Raw genomic sequence first — 17,275 nt, 5'->3', positions numbered from 1 at the left:
ACCACCGGTTGTGCTGTTACAGCGCTGCGAGCCGCTCCCGGAGCGTGTCCAGGCCCATCGCGCCCATCTCGAGCGCCTGCTTGTGGAACAGCTTCACATCGAAGGCACCGCCGTGCCGACGCCGCGCGTCCTCCCGGGCGGCCAGCCACAGCCGCTCACCGAGCTTGTAGGAGGGGGCCTGGCCCGGCCAGCCCAGGTAGCGGTCGATCTCGTCGCGCACGTGCGCCGGATCGGTGATCGTGCGGGTGAGCATGAACTCCAAGCCCAGTTCCGGCGTCCACCGCTCGCCCTCGTGGAAACCGGTGCCGGCCGGGATTGGCAGCTCCAGATGCATGCCGATGTCCACCACCACGCGGGCCGCACGGAACAGGTGCGCGTCGAGCATGCCGAGCAGGTCACCGTCGTCGTCGAGGTAGCCCAGCTCGCGCATGAGCCGCTCGGCGTAGAGCGCCCAGCCCTCGCCGTAGCCGGACACCCAGCACATCAGCCGCTGGAACCGGTTGAGCCGCGCCTGCTGGTGCACGGCGGTCGCGACCTGCAGGTGATGGCCGGGCACGCCCTCGTGGTAGACCGTGGTGACCTCGCGCCAGGTGGAGAACTCCTCCTTGTCCGCGGGCACGGACCACCACATCCGGCCGGGGCGGGAGAAGTCGTCGGTCGGGCCGGTGTAGTAGGCGCCGACACCACCACCCGGCGGCGCGATCCGGCACTCCAGCCGCATCAGCTCGTCGGGAATCTCGAAGTGCACGCCGCGCAGCTCGGCCAGCGCCTTGTCGGACAGCTGCTGCATCCAGGCGGCGAAGCCGTCCTGCCCGTGCACCTTGTACCGGGGGTTGGCGTCCAGCGCGGCCGCGGCCTCGGCCAGCGTCGCACCCGGCTTGATCCGCTCGGCAACCTTGCGCATCTCGGTCTCGATGCGGGAGAACTCCGCCCAACCCCACTCGTACGCCTCGGCGAGGTCGAGCTTGGCGCCGGTGAAGTACCGCGACCACAGGCGGTAGGTCTCCTCGCCCACCGCGTCCTTGGTCGGCGCCTTCGGGGCGAGGTCCTCGCGCAGGAACCGGGCCAGGTCGGCGTACGCCTCGGCGGCCGCCTTGGCGCCGGCCTGCAGCTGGGTGCGCAGCGTGCGGTCCACCCCGGGCAGGTCGTCGGCGCCGGCGACCAGGTTGGCGAAGAACGACCGGCCGCCGCGCAGGCCCGCCCAGGTCTCGCACTGTTCGGCCACCCGGGTGACCTGGCGGAGGGCGGCCACGCTGCCCCGGTCGGCGGCGTGCGCGAGCGAGGCCCGCAGCCCGGCCACCGCGTCCGGCATGGCCATCAGCCGGCGGGCGAGGACCGCCCACTGCTCGGCGGTGTCGGTCGGCATCAGGTCGAAGATCTGCCGCAGTTCCTGTACCGGGCTGGCGATGACGTTGAGGTCGCGTTCGTCGAGGTCGGCCTCGTGGATCTCCTGGCGCAGGCCCACCCGCTCGGTGAAGACGGCCTTGGCGGCCTCCTCGCCGGCGTCGGCCGGAGTGGCGGCCGCGATCTCGGCGAGGGCGGCGCGGTCCAGCTCGGCGCGGGCGCGGTGGCCGTCCGGCGAGAAGTCGGTCAGCTTCTCGTCGTGGCCCTCGATGCCCAGGGCGGTCGCGGTGATCGGGTCGAGCGCCGCGTAGTCGGCGACGTACCGGTCACTGATCTCGTGCACACCGGATGCCATGGCGGGGACGCTACATCCTGGCCGGACCGGTTCCCAGCGGGTTGGTGGAGCGTCACGGGCGCACCACGCCTCCGCCGAACGGTGCACCGGGTGGATTCGTCGACCTGCCCTCATCCCGGCTGGCACGATGACTTGGTGCTATCTGGGGTCCAGCGGCGAATGCGGTCCGCGGCGATGGTGCTGCCGCTGCTGCTGGTGATCGGGGTGCTGGCCGGCGGCTGCGTGCGCGTGCGGGCCACGATGGCGGTCTCCGAGGACGACCGGGTGTCCGGGGAGATCGTGGTGGGCGCGCTGCCGAGCCGGGACGGCGACCCCGGGCCCCAGCTGCGGGTGCCGCCGGGGATGGAGCGCCGGGTGCGGGTCCAGCCCCACGAGGCGGACGGCTACCACGGGTCGCGGCTGTCCTTCGAGGGGCTGAGCTTCGACGAGCTGCGGCTGCTGGCCGACCGGACGACCGAGTTGCCCAGCCGCTACGACCTGTCCCTGCGCCGTTCCGGTGATCTGGTGACGTTGACGGGGTCGGTCGACCTGACCAAGCTCCCGCCGGATCGCACCGATGTCCGGATCAGGGTGAGTTTCCCCGGGGAGATCGCGCACAGCAACGGGGACGAGCGGGCCGGCACGGTCAGCTGGCGGCCCGCGGCCGGCGAGGTCACCGAGTTCGTCGTGACCGCGCCCTACGCCGGAATGGCGGCCTCCTGGATCGGCTGGGCCGTCCTCGTCGGTGTCGCCTGTAGCCTCGCCGCCCTCGTCGTTGCCCTCCTCGCCATCCACGCCCACCGCCAGCATCGCGCCGAAGAAGCCCGAGAGAAAGCCGAAGGCGCCTGACGGGTTCGGCCGGCTGCTCCGCGCGGGGGCCCGGGCGTCACGAACTGATCTCGTGCCGGTAGTGTCGATCACGCACCGAGCGTGACGGCGCGGACCGGGAGTGACCCATGGACGGCTACGCGGTGGTCGACCTGGAGACGACCGGCGTGCGGCCGGGTTTGCACGACCGCGTGATCGAGGTGGCCATCGTGCACCTCGACCGGAACGGCACCGTGACCGAGGAGTGGTGCACGCTCGTCAATCCGCTGCGCGACCTCGGACCCCGCAGCGTGCACCGCATCAACGCGGCCGACGTACGCGGCGCACCCACGTTCGACCGAGTGGCCGGGGGCATCGTCGCCCGGTTACGCAACCGGGTCCTGGTGGCCCACAAGCTGTCCTTCGATGCCACGTTCCTTCGGACGGAATTCGCACGTCTCGGGATCCCGGTCCCGATCGACGGCGTCGACGGGCTGTGCACGATGCGGCTCGCCGAGGACTTCCTCGGTGGCGCAGCGCGGTCCTTGTCCGCTTGCTGCACGATTGCCGGAATTCGGATCGATGTCGCACACTCGGCACTGCACGACGCTCGGGCCGCGGCCCACCTGTTCGGCTACTACCTGCGGCTGGCGGGCCGGCCCGAGCCATGGCAGGACCTCCTTTTCTCGGCCGGCACCAAGGTCTGGCCCCACCTCGGTGACGAGGATCCCCCAACCCTGCGACGAGGGGAGGGAGACCAAACAGCGCACTTCCTGAGCCGCCTGGACGACCGAACCACCCGCCGGCCCAGCCAGGAAGCCTCCGAGACCTACCTCCAAGCCCTCGACAACGCCCTACTCGACCGGTATCTCTCGCTCAGCGAGCAGGACAGCCTGGTCGAGCTCGCGCACTCACTCGGCATCGGATCCGCTGCGGCACTGGAGTTGCACCGCACCTACCTCGCGTCGCTCACCGCCACCGGCCGGGGTGGCGAGGAGGGACAACGCGACCTGCGGCTCGTGGCCGATCTGCTAGGGCTCCCACCATCCACTGTGGACATCCTGCGCACCGCGTCCGGTCCCGCTCTTCGCACCGCTCCTCGTCGGGATTCGTTCCGACTCTCCCCCGGCGACCGTGTGGTCTTCACCGGCGAAACCGAGGAACCCCGGGAATGGTGGGAGCAGCGAGCGGCGGCGGCCGGGCTCGCCGTGACCCCGCCGAACGTGAGCCGGAAGACCCGCCTGGTCGTGGCCGCCGACCCGGATTCCCTGTCCAGCAAGGCACAGAAGGCCCGAGCCTACGGCATCCCGATCATCACCGAAGAAGCATTCACCCGCCTCCTCATGGAGATGAGTGAAGCACCACCAGGTGCGGGTACCACCCCACGGTCCAGACAACGCGGGGTCGACTCGGGAGTGCTGCCTTGACGTCCTCTCCCCCGGCAACTGGGGTCTGCGCCGATTGGAGTACGGATGACTGCGGATCTACAGACGTCGCGGCCGCTCGCGACCGTTGCCGCCGACGGCCGAACCATGCTCGGTCACGTCGTCCTCGGCCGCGGCGCCGGTCACGACGGCCGGGACGCGCTCGCCGTCTGGCAGATGAGCCCGGACGGGCTGAACACCGGTGCATGGGTGAAGCCGGTGGAGAAGGCGTTCGACGACGCCGGCACCGCCGGCGAGCTGCTGGATGCCGCCTTCGGGCGTCTTGTCGTGGCCTGGGATCCGGAGCCGGCCGTGGAAATCCTGCGACGGCTTGCCGAGACCGTTCCGGCCAGGCACCTCGACCCCGCCGAACTCTCCCTGCGTGACGCGTTGCGGCAGGTCGCCGAGGTCCGTGAAGTTTGCGACAAGCGCGTCGCCGAAGAACGTCAGCAGAAGAAGAACATCACTCCACTGGAGTGGAACTTCGTCCTACCGGATCCACTTCCCCACTCGGCGGAGGAGTTCCGCAGGTCCGTCGGCCTGGTGCGACCGCATGCCGCATGCCCGGCCGCCACCGACGTGCTCACCACCTGCCACCTGCTCACCTGGTGCGTGCAGGCGTGGCAGGACACGGCCACCGCGATCGCACGCCGGGACTACCTTCGCCAGTCCCTGGGCGAGCCACACGTACTTCCAGCCGGCTGGGAGAAGCTCCTCGCCGACACCTACCTCGCGGCAGCCACCCGGACCCACCGCACCTCCCGACAACGCACCTGAGCCAGGGTCGCGCACCGTCCCACACCCACGGGCCGGGCATGATTCGAACTGCCCAGTACAGGGATTCAGAGCGTCCGAAGTGGACACCCTGGATGCAGCGGTCGGAACGCGTGTCGGTCAGGCCCGACTGGGCACTAAGGACAGCCGGGCCACGACCTCGCGCGTCGCCGTGGAGCGGTTGAGGGTGTAGAAGTGCAGCGCGTTGACACCCTCGTCGAGGAGCCGGCGTCCCATCTCGGTCGCGATGTCCACGCCCTCCGCGCGCAGGGCGGCCGGGTCGTCGGCGTACCGCTCGATGCGTTCGGTCACCGTGGCGGGCACCGGCGCACCCGCGAGGTGCGCCATCCGCTGCACGCCCTTCAGCGAGGTGATCGGCATCATGCCGGGCAACAGCGGCACCTGCTCGACATCCACGCCGTGCTCGACCAGCCTGTCCCGCAGCCGCAGGAAGTCCTCGACGTCGAAGAAGAGCTGCGAGACGGCGTAATGCGCGCCGGCACGCAACTTGCGCACCAGGAAACGGGTGTCCTCGTCGAGGTCGATGGATCGGGGATGGCCGTAGGGGAAGGCGGCGACACCGACACAGAAGTCGCCCAGTTCCCGCACCAGCCGCACGAGTTCCTCGGCGTAGGTCACGCCCTGCGGATGCCGAACCCACTCCCCCATCGGGTCACCGGGCGGGTCGCCGCGGAGCGCGAGCACGTTGTGCACGCCCACGGCCGCGTACCAGCCGATGATGTTGCGCAGTTCGGCGATCGAATGGTTGACGGCGGTGAGGTGGGCGACGGGCACCAGGGTGGTCTCCTGGTTGATGCGCCCGGTGACGCGGATGGTGCGGTCCCGGCGCGAGCCGCCCGCACCGTAGGTGACGGACACGAAGGCGGGGTCCAGCGGCTCCAGCTCGCGCACGGCGCGCCAGAGCTGGCGCTCGCCGTCGGCATCCCGCGGCGGCAGGAACTCCACCGAGAACACGGGCCGGCCACACCGAACTCGGTCCACGATCGCCGTCATGTGCGCGAGGTTACTGTTCGCCCGGGAAGCGGAACAGTGTTCTCAATAGATGAGAGCAACGTCAAGGGTTCCGCGACCCGGTCGCACCGGCCGGGCCGGCACCGGCCAGGATTAGGGGCGTGCCACAGTCGACGGACCGCACACCCACCGCGACCGGCGTCCCGGTCGACGCCGACCTTCCCGGTCACGTGGAGCGGGAGCTGGCCAGCTACCTCGCCGGGCGCCGCAGGCAGGCCGAGGAGATCGACGGCGACTTCACCGCGGCGGTGGACGCTCTGTCCGATTTCGTGCTGGGCGGCGGCAAGCGGATCCGTCCCACGTTCGCGTGGTGGGGCTGGCGGGGTGCGGGCGGGGCCCCGGACGGCCGCCAGGCTCCGGCGGTGTTGCGCGCGGTGAGCGCCCTGGAACTGCTCCAGGCATGTGCCCTGGTGCACGACGACCTGATGGACGACTCCGCCCGTCGCCGCGGCGCGCCCACCATCCACGTGGCCTTCGCGCAACGGCACCGGTCGGCCGGCCTGCGCGGCGCGCCCGAGCGGTTCGGGCTGGCCGCGGCGGTGCTGCTCGGTGACCTCGCGCTCGCCTGGGCGGACGACATGCTCGTCGACGCCGGCCTGGAGTCCGCGGCGCTGCGCCGGGCCAAGGACCCGTGGCAGGCGATGCGCACCGAGGTACTGGGCGGCCAGTACCTGGACGTGCTCACCCAGGCACGCGGCGACGAGTCCACCGAGGCGGCATTGCGCGTGCCGCGGCTGAAGACGGCCGCCTACACCGTCGAGCGCCCGCTGCACCTGGGCGCGGCGCTGGCCGGTGCGCCGCCGGAGCTGGTGGCCGCCTTCCGCCGGTTCGGCGCGGACCTGGGGATCGCCTTCCAGCTGCGGGACGACCTGCTGGGCGTGTTCGGCGACCCTGACGTGACCGGCAAGCCGGCCGGGGACGACCTGCGGGAGGGCAAGCGGACCCTGCTGGTCGCGCTGGGCCTGGAGCGGGCCGAGGCCGCCGGCCGGGCTGCGGCCGCCACCCTGCTGCGGGAGTCGGTCGGCGATCCCGAGCTGACCGGGGAGCGCGTCGCCGAGGTGCGCGAGCTGCTGGTCGAGCTGGGCGCGGTGGACGCGGTGGAGCGGCGGATCGCGACGCTCACCGAGTCGGCCCAGGCGACGCTGGCGGCGGCCCCCGTCGCCGCGCCGGCCGCGCAGCGGCTCGGCGAGCTGGCGATCGCCGCGACCCGACGCGAGCGGTGAAGAGGCTACCCGGTCCCACCGACCACGTCGTCGTGGTCGGTGCCGGCCTGTCCGGCCTGTCGGCGACGTTGCACCTGCTCGGCGCGGGCCGGCGGGTCACCGTGCTGGAGCGCGACCCGCATCCCGGGGGCCGGGTGGGCCGGCTCGACATCGACGGTTTCCGGATCGACACCGGGCCGACCGTGCTCACCATGCCCGACCTGCTGGAGGAGGCCCTCGCCGCGGTCGGGGGCTCCCTCGCCCCGCTCGGCCTGACCCGGCTCGCCCCCGCCTACCGCGCGCTGTTCGCCGACGGCAGCACGCTGGACGTACACAGCGATTCGGCCACGATGGAGGCGGAAGTCCACCGGTTCGCCGGCGCCCACCAGACCGCGGGCTACCGCCGGCTGCGGGACTGGCTGTGCGAGCTGTACCGGGTGGAGTTCGACCGGTTCATCGCGGCCAACTTCGACTCACCGCTGGAACTCCTCCGGCCGGCGCTGGCCCGGCTGGTCGCGATGGGTGCGTTCCGGCGGCTGGACAACGCGATCGGCCGGTTCCTCCACGACGAGCGGCTCCAGCGCGTGTTCTCCTTCCAGTCCCTCTACGCCGGGCTTCCCCCGCAGCGGGCGCTGGCCGTGTACGCGGTCATCGCCTACATGGACACCATCGCCGGGGTTTACACGCCTCGCGGCGGGATGCGCCGTGTCCCCGAGGTCATGGCGGAAGCGGCGGGTGGGGCCGGCGCAGAGTTCCGTTATGGCACCGAAGTCACCCGCCTCGAGCAAGCCGGGGGGCGAATCGTCGCGGTACGCACGGCGAACGGCGAACGCATCCCGTGCGACGCCGTGATCCTGACCCCCGATCTCCCGGTCGCCTACCGGCTTCTCGGCCGTGCCCCACGCCGCCCACTGCCGCTGCGCTGGTCGCCGTCGGCGGTCGTGCTCCACCTGACCACGCCCCGGTCCGCCACGACGCCCGCCCAGCACACGATCTCCTTCGGACAGGCGTGGCGACGTACCTTCACCGAGATCATCCGTGACGGGAAGCTGATGACCGACCCGTCACTGCTCGTTACCACGCCGACCGTCACCGATCCCGCACTGGCCCCGGAGGGGCAACACCTGCACTACGTGCTCGCGCCGTGTCCCAACCTGGCGGTGGGGCGGCGGATCGCCTGGGACTCGGTGGGCCCGGCCTATGCGGAGGACGTGCGGCAGATCCTGGTCGAGCGCGGCCTTCCCGGCGCCGGGGGCGAGCTGTTGCACCACGTCACGCCGCTGGACTGGGCGGCGGCCGGGCACGGCGCGGGGACCCCGTTCAGCGTGGCGCACACGTTCACCCAGACCGGCCCGTTCCGGCCCCGCAACCTGGTGCGTGGTGTGGCGAACGCGGTTCTCGCCGGCTGCGGCACCACGCCCGGCGTCGGTGTCCCCACAACGGTGGTCTCCGGTCGGCTTGCAGCACAGCGGGTAATCGGTTCCCACTAATGGACTCATCCATTCGGTAGCCAACGTTACGACGTGCCAACAATGCCGGCATCTGGTGAAAATCTGACCGGCTGACCTGTTAGATGTGTCCCGGGATCACCATGCGCCCGCCGTCCACCCGCCACGCAATCCCGAACAGCAGATGTGACTTACATCACATCACGTTGGTCCAACGTCGGCGGCGACTCAGGCGTCCCTGGTGAGCGAGGGCCACATATTCGAAGGGGAACCAGATGGGGGTACGCCGCCGCCTGCGACACGGTGTTCTGATCGCCGTGGTCGCCGCTCTGGCGCTCACGCTGGCCGCCTGCGGGGAGTCGGGCACGGGGGCGAGGGGGCAGCCGGCACCGACCATCCCGCCGGCCAAGGTCGCGCTCGAGCCGGGTGCCGGCGCGACCGGGGTGTCGCCGAACACCCCGGCCAAGGTGACGGTCAGCGACGGGACGATCAGGGACCTCACCCTCACCAATGACGACGGCAAGGCCATCGAGGGGACCCTTGCCGACGACAAACGGAGCTGGGTGGCGGGCACGAAGCTCGGCTACGGCCGGACCTACACCTGGGCCGGCAGCGCCGTCGGCGCCGACGGCAAGGAAGTGCCGATCTCCGGCTCGTTCACGATGGTGCAGCCCTCGCGGACCATCACCGCCAGCGTGAACGTCGCCGACAACCAGGAGTACGGCGTCGCGATGCCGATCACCGTCCAGTTCTCGGCACCGGTGCAGGACCGGGCCGCGGCCGAGCGGGCGATGAAGGTGCAGACCTCGGTGCCCACCGAGGGCGCCTGGGGCTGGCTGGACTCGCAATACCTGGTGTGGCGGCCGAAGGACTACTGGAAGCCGGGCACCCAGGTGAACGTCAACTACGACCTGTACGGCGTGAACCTGGGCGGGGGTGCCTACGGGGCCGAGGACCTGACCAGCGGGTTCACCATCGGCCGCGAGCAGATCGTGAAGGGCAACACCGCGACCCACCGGGTGGTGGTGATCCGCGACGGCCAGCAGGTCGACGACTTCCCGGCGAGCTTCGGCCTGCAGACCGACCCGGGGCGGGTGACCCGCAACGGCCGGTACTGGGCGATGGCCAAGCACACCAGCTTCTCCATGACCAACGAGCGGTACAACTACCGCGACGTGGTCGTGCCGTGGGCGGTGCGGATGTCCAACAACGGCGAGTTCATCCACGGCTATGCCCCGTCGATCTGGGCGCAGGGCAGCCAGAACGTCTCGCACGGCTGCGTCAACCTCTCGCCGGCCAACGCCAAGAAGTACTTCGACACCGCGCTGGTCGGTGACCCCATCGAGATGGAGGGGGCGCCGATCGACCTGCCCACCGACGGGAACGACATCTGGGCGATCCCGTGGGAGAAATGGACGGCGAAGTCGGCGCTCGCCGGCTGAACCGACACCACCGCACGGGAAACCCAGCGAGGGGACACGGTGACCGTGTCCCCTCGCTTTTTGTCAATTTCCCTCAGTGAGTGGAGATCGTGAGCGATCGCCGCCCCACACATTAGTTGATCAGCGCAATACATTTGTTGTATTCGCTCGTCAGGCCGGGTGACATATGCCGGCGTTGCGTAGTCGTGACCCTGCGAAGGGCTCGACGTCCGTACCGTGTCGGGGCACATTTCCGCCCGACCGTGGGAGGTCTGATCGCGTGGCAAGAACCGCGCGGACATTGAGACGCCGCGTCCTGCTCGCCCTCGCCCTCGGCTCGGTCGTCGCCGGTTGCGCGGGTCGCGCCACCGCACCGGTCGGCGCGACCAACTCCGCCACCGACGACGGGCCCGGGCCCTACCGGTCGTTGCGTGACGACCTGATCGCCCGGTACGGGATCGACAAGCCCAGGGCGTTCGGCCCGTACGCGGAGGGCGTGCTGTCCCGGCTGGAGACCGGCGAGAACGTCGTCGCACTCACCTTCGACGCCTCCGGCGCCGACGGCGGGGGCGTCGACCAGAAGCTCCTCGAAGTGCTGCGGCGACACCAGGTCCCGGCCACGGTGTTCCTCGACGCCAAGTGGATCAACAAACACCAGGACGTGGTCGCCGAGATGACCAAGAGCCCCTACTTCGAGATCGGCAACCGCGGGCGCACCAACCGCCCGCTGTCGGTCAACGGGCAGGGCGCGAACGGGCTGCCCGGCACCCGCAGCGTGGCCGAGGTGATCGACGAGGTCGCCGGCACGCACGAGAAGATCAACACGGTGGTGGGCAAGAAGCCGGAGTTCTTCCGCTGCGCCACCGGCCACTACGACGACGTCGCCGCGAAGATCGTTGCCGACCTCGGGGAGAGGCCGGTGAGCTTCGGCATGGATCTCGACCAGGGCGGGACCGCGAGCGCCAGCGCGATCGAGCGGACCCTGCGCGGAGCCCAACCGGGCACGATCGTGCTGGCCCGCCTGGACAAGCCGGGCGGTGGGACCGCCGAGGGCATCGCGGCGGCGCTGGCCAGGCGGCTCCCGTTCCGTCTGGTGCGCCTGTCGGAGGTGGCCTAGCGACGCCGAGGACCGAGGGGGGCGGGTCGAGCACGGATGGGGTGCGGGAGACCGTCCCGGATCCGGCCACCGGGGCAGGATCGCGCGTCGTTCCGGCCCCGGTCGCCACCCGACAGTGCACACCAGACCGTGAGGAACCCCGAGGGCAGGACGGTGGGCTCTCCGGCGACCAGCGCCGTCCGAGCGGCCAGGGCCGTGCCCGATTTCTCGCGCCGGACCCGGTGTACAGCCGGCTCCGCTCGACCGACGCTCGCCTCCGCACCGCACGGACACACGCACGGAAACCGGCGACAGGTTCCCACCGGTCGCGCCACCGGGCCTGCTGGCCGGTCGGGCCGCACGCGCCGCCATGTGGGTGACGGCTCCGCTGGCCCGGCCGGAGGGCCCGGCGCATGCTGGTCTGCGGCTGTCCCACGGCGGGGCGTGCCGCCGTGGACCGCCTGATCGGCCACCCGGCCGAGAGGAGGTATCCCGTGACAACACGCCAGAGCCTCAAAGCCCGCGACATCATGCACCGGAACGCCCAGTGCATTCCCGCGCACGAGACGCTGGACCGCGCCGCGCAACAGATGCGCAAGCTGGACGTCGGCGCGCTGCCGATCTGTGACAACGACCGGCTGGCGGGCATGATCACCGACCGTGACATCGTGGTGCGGTGTGTCGCCGAAGGACGTGACCCGTCCAAGGTCAGGGCCGCCGACCTCGCCCAGGGGACGCCACGGTGGGTCGATGCCGACGCCGACGTGCGCGAGGTGCTCGCCCTGATGGAGGAGCACCAGATCAAGCGGCTGCCGGTGATCGACACCAAGGCCGGCAAGCGGCTGGTCGGCATCATCAGCGAGGCGGACCTCGCCAGGAACCTCTCCGACGAGCAGATCGCCGAGTTCGTGGGCAGGGTGTTCACTCCGCACTGACCGGTCGACCGAAGCCAGCCCAGCGACAAGCCAACCGATCGACGGCGCTCTCCCGGCCTGCCCCGGTGGGAGGGCGCCGTCGCCTCTACTATCCGCGTGCACCGCTTGCTGTCCGCCTGCCGTCCGCGTGACAAACGCCCGCGCACCCGGCACTTGCGTGCCGGGTGTTCCGACGCCTGTGGGAGCATGTTCGACGCGATGCCCGCGATCCCGTCCCTGCCTCACCCTGGCACCGACCGTGACCCGGTGCCCAACGCGTCTACCCGGAACACCCCGAGCCCGGAGTCCGCGCTCCGGACATCCGAGCACGGTCGGGGCGAACCGGTAGCGACGAGAAACGGTGCAGCCCGATCGGTGCCCCCCACCGGGACCGATGCCGGCTCGACGGTGCCGATACGCACGCTGGTCCTCGGCCTGCTCGGCTACGCCCTGCTCGCCCTGGGCGGGGTCGGTGCGGGCGGCACGCTCGTCCGCGACCCGCTGATCGCCGACACCGCGCTCACCTGGGTCCGGTTCGGCCACGGCCGGGACCTGGCGACGGCGGTGCTCTACATCGGGCTGGCACTGGCGGTGTGGGCGTGGGTGCGGCTGGGCCGGGAGGTGCACGCGCGGCAGGTCGGCGCCCGCGGCGTGCTGGCCGTCATCGGCGCGTGGGTCGCGCCCCTGGTGTTGGCTCCCCCGCTGTTCAGCCGCGATGTCTACAGCTACCTGGCCCAGGGCAACCTCGCGTTGAACGGCCTGGACCCCTACCAGGTCGGACCGGCCGCGCTGCCCGGCACCCTCACCGACAACGTCAGTTGGGTGTGGCAGAACACCGTCGCCCCCTACGGACCGTTGTTCGTGCTGGCCGCCAAGGGAGTGGTCGCGGTGACCGGGGAGAACCCGGTCACCGGGGTGATCGCGATGCGGCTGGTGATGCTCGTCGGCCTGGGGTTGGCGTGCTGGGCGGTGCCGGGGCTGGCCCGCCACCTGGGCGGGCGCGCCTCCACCGCGCTGTGGCTGGCCGTGGCGAACCCGCTGATCCTGGTGCACCTGGTCGGCGGCGCGCACAACGACCTGCTGATGGTCGGCCTGATGGCCGCCGGGGTGCTGCTGGCGCTCGAGCGCCGGCACGCGGCCGGGTTCGCGGTGGTCACCCTGGCCGCCGCGGTCAAGGCCACGGCCGCGGTGGCGCTGCCGTTCCTGGTGTGGGTGTGGGCGGCCCGGCTGTCCGGTTCCCCGGGCCGCCGGTTCCTTCGGGCCGGCGCCGCCGGGGTGGCCGTGTTCGTCGGCGTGTTCGCCATGACCACCGTGGTCGCCGGGGTCGACCTGGGCTGGGTGGCCGGCCTGCAGACGTCCTCCACGATCGTCAACTGGCTGTCGCTGCCCACCGGGGCGGGCATGCTCATCCACTGGCTGGTCAGCCTGGTCTTCGACGTATCCAACGGGCCGTTCGTCACGGTCGGCCGGCTGCTCGGCTCGCTGCTGCTCGCGGTGGTCGCGGTGCGGCAGTGGTGGCGGTCCCGGGACGGGGGGCCGGGGGCGGTGCGCCGGTGCGCCCTGGTGCTGCTCGCCGTGGCCACCCTGGCCCCGGCGACGCTGCCCTGGTACTTCAGCTGGCCGCTGGTGCTGGCCGCCGGCCTGGCGTGGCGGCTGCCCGCGCTCGTGCCGGCGGTGGCCGCCTCGGTGTGGCTGCTACTGGTGACGTTCCCGAGCGGGGACACCGCGCTGAACTCGTGGGGCTACCTGGCCGGGGCGACCGTGTGCGCCGGGCTCGCGGCGGTCTCGCTGGTCCGGCCCGACCCGCTGCGGCTCTCCGACGGGTGGGCGACCCGGAGCAGGTCGGCACCGTGATCGGCACGGTGAGCCGCCTGGAGCTGGACGCGGCCGGTGTCACCGACCCGCGGATCCGGGCGGCCTACGCCCGCTGCCGCGAGCTGAATGCCCGGCACGGCCGCACGTTCTTCCTGGCCACCCGCCTGCTGACGCCCGCACGGCGGCCGGCGGTGCACGCGCTGTACGGCTTCGCCCGGTGGGCGGACGAAATCGTCGACGACCTGGGCGACGGCCGGTGCCCGGCGGACCGACAGGCCGCGCTGGACGGGCTGGCGACACAGCTCAAGGAGGGGCTGGCCAGCGGTGGCAGCACACACCCGGTGCTCGCCGCGCTGGTGGACACCACCCGCCGCTACTCCATCGACCCCGAGCTGTACTCCGACTTCCTGCACTCGATGCGGATGGATCTGACCCGCACCGAGTACGCGACCTGGGGCGAGCTGGCCGAGTACATGCACGGGTCGGCCGACGTCATCGGGCTGCAGCTGCTCCCGGTGTTCGGCACGGTGACCTCCCGGGCCGAGGCCGAGCCGCACGCGGCCGCCCTGGGCACCGCGTTCCAGCTGACGAACTTCCTGCGCGACGTCGGTGAGGACCTGGACCGGGGCCGGATCTACCTGCCGACGGCGGAGCTGGCCGCGTTCGGGGTGGACCGCGAGCTGCTGCTGCACTGCCGCCGCGCCGGTCGGGTGGAGCCCCGGGTGCGGCGGCTGCTCGCCTACGCGGTGGCGCGGACGCGCGCGGTGTACCGGCGGGCGGCGGCCGGGATACCGATGCTGGCCCCGGAGTCGCGGCCGTGCGTGCGCACCGCCCTGACCCTCTACGGCGGGATCCTCGACGAGATCGCCGCCGCGGACTACGACGTGCTCGGCCGGCGGGTGGCGGTGCCGATCCGACGGCGGTTGGCGGTCGCGCTGCCCGCGTACGGGCGCGCGGTGCTGGCCCGCGTGACACGCCGCTGAAGGACGTGTCACGCGGGCGGGGAAACGGGTGTCAGAAGCCCATGGCCTGGGCGCGGCGCTTGACCTCGCGGCCCCGGTTGGACCGCAGCGCCTGGATCGGTGTCCCCGGGAGGGTGTCGTCCTCGGTGAACAGCCAGCGCAGGATCTCGTCCGGGTGGTAGCCGGCGTCCCGCAGCAACGTGATCGTGCCGGGCAGCCCCTTGACCACGCCGTCCTCGGTGAGGAAGTCGGCGGGCACGACGAGCACGTTGTCGCGGCGGAAGGCCAGCAGCTGGCCGTCGCGGATCAACTGGTGCACCCGGGTGACGGGTAGGCCGAGGAGTTCGGCCACATCCGGCAACGGGAGCACGGCCACCTCGGGGTCGAGCACGTCCGGGGCGACAGGGATTGCACTCACGGGCGTCACGATGCCACAACGCAGAGCGGGACGCCGTGCACCGACCGGGTCATGCACCTCCGTACGATCCAGGGTTGTGGACCGCCGGGGTGTAGAGCTGATCGGTACCGTGCTGGAGCATCGGTACCGGGTCGAGGCGCTGCTCGCCCGGGGTGGGATGTCCGCCGTGTACCGCGGGGTCGACACCCGGCTGGACCGGGCGGTCGCGATCAAGGTGATGGACCCGCGCTTCTCCGGCGACCGGAACTTCACCGACCGGTTCGAGCGGGAGGCCAGGGCGGCGGCGGGACTGCACCACCCGGGCATCGTGGCCGTGCACGACCAGGGCGTGGACCGCCGCCCGGACGGCGACCACGTGTTCATCGTGATGGAGCTGGTCGAGGGCGGGACCCTGCGGGACCTGCTGCGCGAGCAGGGCGCGCTGCCCGTGCCGGTGGCGCTGAGCGTGCTGGAGCCGGTGCTGTCCGCGCTGGCCGCCGCGCACAACGCCGGGCTGGTGCACCGGGACATCAAACCGGAGAACGTGTTGATCGGGCCGGGCGGCGTGCTGAAGGTGGCTGACTTCGGCCTGGTCCGAGCGGTGGCCGAGGCCGGCACCACCAGCGCCAGTGTGATTTTGGGCACTGTCGCCTACCTGGCACCCGAGCAGGTGACGACCGGCGCGGCCGACGCGCGCAGCGACGTCTACACCGCGGGCGTCGTGCTCTACGAGATGCTCGTCGGCTCGCCGCCCTACACCGGCGACCACGCACTGTCGGTGGCCTACCGGCACGTGAACGACGACGTCCCGGCCCCCGGCACGACGGTGGCCGGGATCCCGGCCGAGCTGGACGACCTGGTCGTGCGGGCGACCCGCCGGGACGCGACGGTCCGGCCGCCCGACGCCGCGGCGTTCCTGCTCGAGCTGCAACGGGTCCGGACCGTGCTGGGGATCCAGCGCGTTTCCGTACCGACTCCGACGCCCACCCACGAGCCGAACGCGTTCTCGATCCCCCCGAACGGGTCCGGGCCGGGTGCCTCCGCGCTGTCCCCCGGGGCGCCGGAGGACACGGGGTCGGCAGGTGGGGCCGCGGAGTTCACGTCGTCGTCTTCCACCGGTATCCCGGCCGCGGACGACCCGCCGACCGAGCGAATCCCGCCCGTGGTCGACCCGGTGGTCGACGAGGACCGCACCGTACGGCTCAGCCCGATCGCGGGGGCCGGTGACCCGACCGCGGTCCAACCGATGCCGCCCGCGCCGCGGGCGGCGCCGGTCGGCCCGCAGGGCACCCGGGCGCTGGCCCGGACGCCGGCGGCCGCGACGCGGCGACCCACTGGGCAGCGCCGGCCGCCACGCAAGCCGGCGCCCAAGCCCAGCCGACGCGGCTTCACCCTCGCGATCATCGCGGTGCTGGTACTCGCCGCGGTCGTCGGCGCGGTGGCGTGGTGGACCGGCAGCGGCCGCTGGACCTCGGTGCCGAAGGTGACCGGCCTGGAGCAGGCCTCCGCGGAGCGGGCGCTGCGCGAGGCCGACCTGGTGCCCCAGATCCGCCAGGAGAACCACGACCAGATCGACCAGGGGCGGGTGATCCGCACCGACCCGGCCATCGGTGCGGAGACGCTGCGCGGCAGTGAGGTCACGCTCGTGGTGTCCAAGGGGCGGCCCCGGGTGCCGGAGGTGGCCAGCGGCACCGCGCAGAGCGACGCCGAGCAGGCCATCCGGGAGGCCCTGCTGCAGCCGCGGATCGACCAGAACGCCAACGAGTTCAGCGACACCGTGCCGACCGGCCGGGTGGTGCGGCTGGATCCGCGGCCGGGCACCCCGCTGCCGGCGGGGACCGCGGTGACCGTGGTGCTGAGCAAGGGAGCGAAGCCCAAGCCGGTGCCGGACGTGCGCGGTCAGGACCGCGACCAGGCGTTCCAGGTCCTGCGGCGGGCCGGCTTCGAGCCGTTCGACGCCGGCACCGACTTCTCCGAGGACGTCGAGGCCGGCAAGGTGGTCACCACCAAGCCGGGACCGGGCGAGCTCGTGGAGGGTGACCAGAACAAGCGGGTCGGGGTCGTGGTCTCCAACGCGGTGACCGTGCCCAACGTGACCGGCTCCCAGCTCAAGGACGCCCAGAAGGCGCTCGAGGACCTCGGTTTGAAGGTCGATGCCAAGGGCTTCCGGCCGGGCAGGAACAGCGTGGTCATCAACCAGTCGGAGCGACCGGGCAGCAAGGTCAAGCCGGGTACCGAGATCGAGCTGGACGTGTTCCCCTGATGCGCGCCCAGCACGTGTCACCGGCACCGGGCTGGTGAGGTC

The 17,275-nt window shown here is 72.0% G+C and carries 14 protein-coding genes; 11 read left to right on the top strand and 3 right to left on the bottom strand.

Annotation, left to right across the window (positions count from 1 at the left end; genetic code table 11):
* Positions 1–16 precede the first annotated feature (16 nt).
* Positions 17–1,699, bottom strand: coding sequence for a DUF885 domain-containing protein (locus tag IEY55_RS17365; protein ID WP_189059109.1), 1,683 nt, complete (start codon positions 1,697–1,699; stop codon positions 17–19).
* 135 nt (positions 1,700–1,834) lie between these two features.
* Between IEY55_RS17365 and IEY55_RS17360 the strand changes: the two genes are divergently transcribed.
* The 3 genes from IEY55_RS17360 to IEY55_RS17350 all read left to right on the top strand — a co-directional run bounded on the left by IEY55_RS17360 (position 1,835) and on the right by IEY55_RS17350 (position 4,686).
* Entirely contained in the window at positions 1,835–2,527 is a 693-nt protein-coding gene (locus IEY55_RS17360; protein ID WP_189059107.1) for a DUF3153 domain-containing protein, read from the top strand.
* A 107-nt stretch (positions 2,528–2,634) separates the two neighbouring features.
* A complete protein-coding gene (locus tag IEY55_RS17355) occupies positions 2,635–3,912 on the top strand; it encodes an exonuclease domain-containing protein (RefSeq protein WP_189059105.1) in 1,278 nt (425 codons plus the stop codon).
* Between the two features lie 45 nt (positions 3,913–3,957).
* Positions 3,958–4,686 carry a DUF6218 family protein gene (locus IEY55_RS17350; RefSeq protein WP_189059103.1) on the top strand — a complete coding sequence of 243 codons (729 nt, stop codon included), beginning with the start codon at positions 3,958–3,960 and terminating at the stop codon, positions 4,684–4,686.
* Between the two features lie 117 nt (positions 4,687–4,803).
* Here IEY55_RS17350 and metF read toward each other — a convergent pair whose 3' ends face one another.
* The gene (gene metF / locus IEY55_RS17345; RefSeq protein WP_189059101.1) at positions 4,804–5,697 is read right to left on the bottom strand and encodes a methylenetetrahydrofolate reductase [NAD(P)H]; all 894 of its coding nucleotides are present in this window, start codon (positions 5,695–5,697) and stop codon (positions 4,804–4,806) included.
* 119 nt (positions 5,698–5,816) lie between these two features.
* On the opposite strand from metF, the gene IEY55_RS17340 reads away from it, so the two are divergent.
* From IEY55_RS17340 to IEY55_RS17310, 7 genes are all read left to right on the top strand, one after another.
* The gene (locus IEY55_RS17340; protein WP_189059099.1) at positions 5,817–6,938 is read left to right on the top strand and encodes a polyprenyl synthetase family protein; all 1,122 of its coding nucleotides are present in this window, start codon (positions 5,817–5,819) and stop codon (positions 6,936–6,938) included.
* The gene (gene crtI / locus IEY55_RS17335; protein WP_189059097.1) at positions 6,935–8,407 is read left to right on the top strand and encodes a phytoene desaturase family protein; all 1,473 of its coding nucleotides are present in this window, start codon (positions 6,935–6,937) and stop codon (positions 8,405–8,407) included. The genes IEY55_RS17340 and crtI overlap by 4 nt, the downstream gene beginning before the upstream one ends.
* Before the next feature lie 233 nt (positions 8,408–8,640).
* Positions 8,641–9,807, top strand: coding sequence for a L,D-transpeptidase (locus tag IEY55_RS17330; RefSeq protein ID WP_189059095.1), 1,167 nt, complete (start codon positions 8,641–8,643; stop codon positions 9,805–9,807).
* Positions 9,808–10,066: 259 nt separating this feature from the next.
* Positions 10,067–10,903 (top strand): polysaccharide deacetylase family protein, encoded by an 837-nt coding sequence (locus IEY55_RS17325; protein WP_189059092.1) that lies wholly within the window; start codon positions 10,067–10,069, stop codon positions 10,901–10,903.
* Between the two features lie 473 nt (positions 10,904–11,376).
* Positions 11,377–11,817, top strand: coding sequence for a CBS domain-containing protein (locus tag IEY55_RS17320; protein ID WP_373290024.1), 441 nt, complete (start codon positions 11,377–11,379; stop codon positions 11,815–11,817).
* 354 nt (positions 11,818–12,171) lie between these two features.
* Positions 12,172–13,650, top strand: coding sequence for a polyprenol phosphomannose-dependent alpha 1,6 mannosyltransferase MptB (gene mptB, locus IEY55_RS17315; RefSeq protein ID WP_229686475.1), 1,479 nt, complete (start codon positions 12,172–12,174; stop codon positions 13,648–13,650).
* Positions 13,620–14,594 carry a phytoene/squalene synthase family protein gene (locus IEY55_RS17310; protein WP_229686474.1) on the top strand — a complete coding sequence of 325 codons (975 nt, stop codon included), beginning with the start codon at positions 13,620–13,622 and terminating at the stop codon, positions 14,592–14,594. The genes mptB and IEY55_RS17310 overlap by 31 nt, the downstream gene beginning before the upstream one ends.
* Before the next feature lie 31 nt (positions 14,595–14,625).
* Here IEY55_RS17310 and IEY55_RS17305 read toward each other — a convergent pair whose 3' ends face one another.
* Positions 14,626–14,991, bottom strand: a complete 366-nt coding sequence (locus IEY55_RS17305) for an Rv2175c family DNA-binding protein (protein WP_189059087.1) — start codon at positions 14,989–14,991, stop codon at positions 14,626–14,628.
* 76 nt (positions 14,992–15,067) lie between these two features.
* On the opposite strand from IEY55_RS17305, the gene IEY55_RS17300 reads away from it, so the two are divergent.
* The gene (locus IEY55_RS17300) at positions 15,068–17,233 is read left to right on the top strand and encodes a Stk1 family PASTA domain-containing Ser/Thr kinase (RefSeq protein ID WP_268239327.1); all 2,166 of its coding nucleotides are present in this window, start codon (positions 15,068–15,070) and stop codon (positions 17,231–17,233) included.
* Positions 17,234–17,275: the final 42 nt, after the last annotated feature.

This window comes from Longimycelium tulufanense (genome assembly GCF_014645795.1).
Lineage (GTDB): Bacteria > Actinomycetota > Actinomycetes > Mycobacteriales > Pseudonocardiaceae > Longimycelium > Longimycelium tulufanense.
Note: the sequence above shows the minus strand (reverse complement) of the source record. Positions and strands in the feature narration are given on the sequence as shown.

Coding starts and splice junctions, on each gene's coding strand:
- IEY55_RS17365 (WP_189059109.1), bottom strand. CDS start 1,699: ATGGCATCCGGTGTGCACGAGATCAGTGACCGGTACGTCGCCGACTAC.
- IEY55_RS17355 (WP_189059105.1), top strand. CDS start 2,635: ATGGACGGCTACGCGGTGGTCGACCTGGAGACGACCGGCGTGCGGCCG.
- IEY55_RS17350 (WP_189059103.1), top strand. CDS start 3,958: ATGACTGCGGATCTACAGACGTCGCGGCCGCTCGCGACCGTTGCCGCC.
- metF (WP_189059101.1), bottom strand. CDS start 5,697: ATGACGGCGATCGTGGACCGAGTTCGGTGTGGCCGGCCCGTGTTCTCG.
- IEY55_RS17330 (WP_189059095.1), top strand. CDS start 8,641: ATGGGGGTACGCCGCCGCCTGCGACACGGTGTTCTGATCGCCGTGGTC.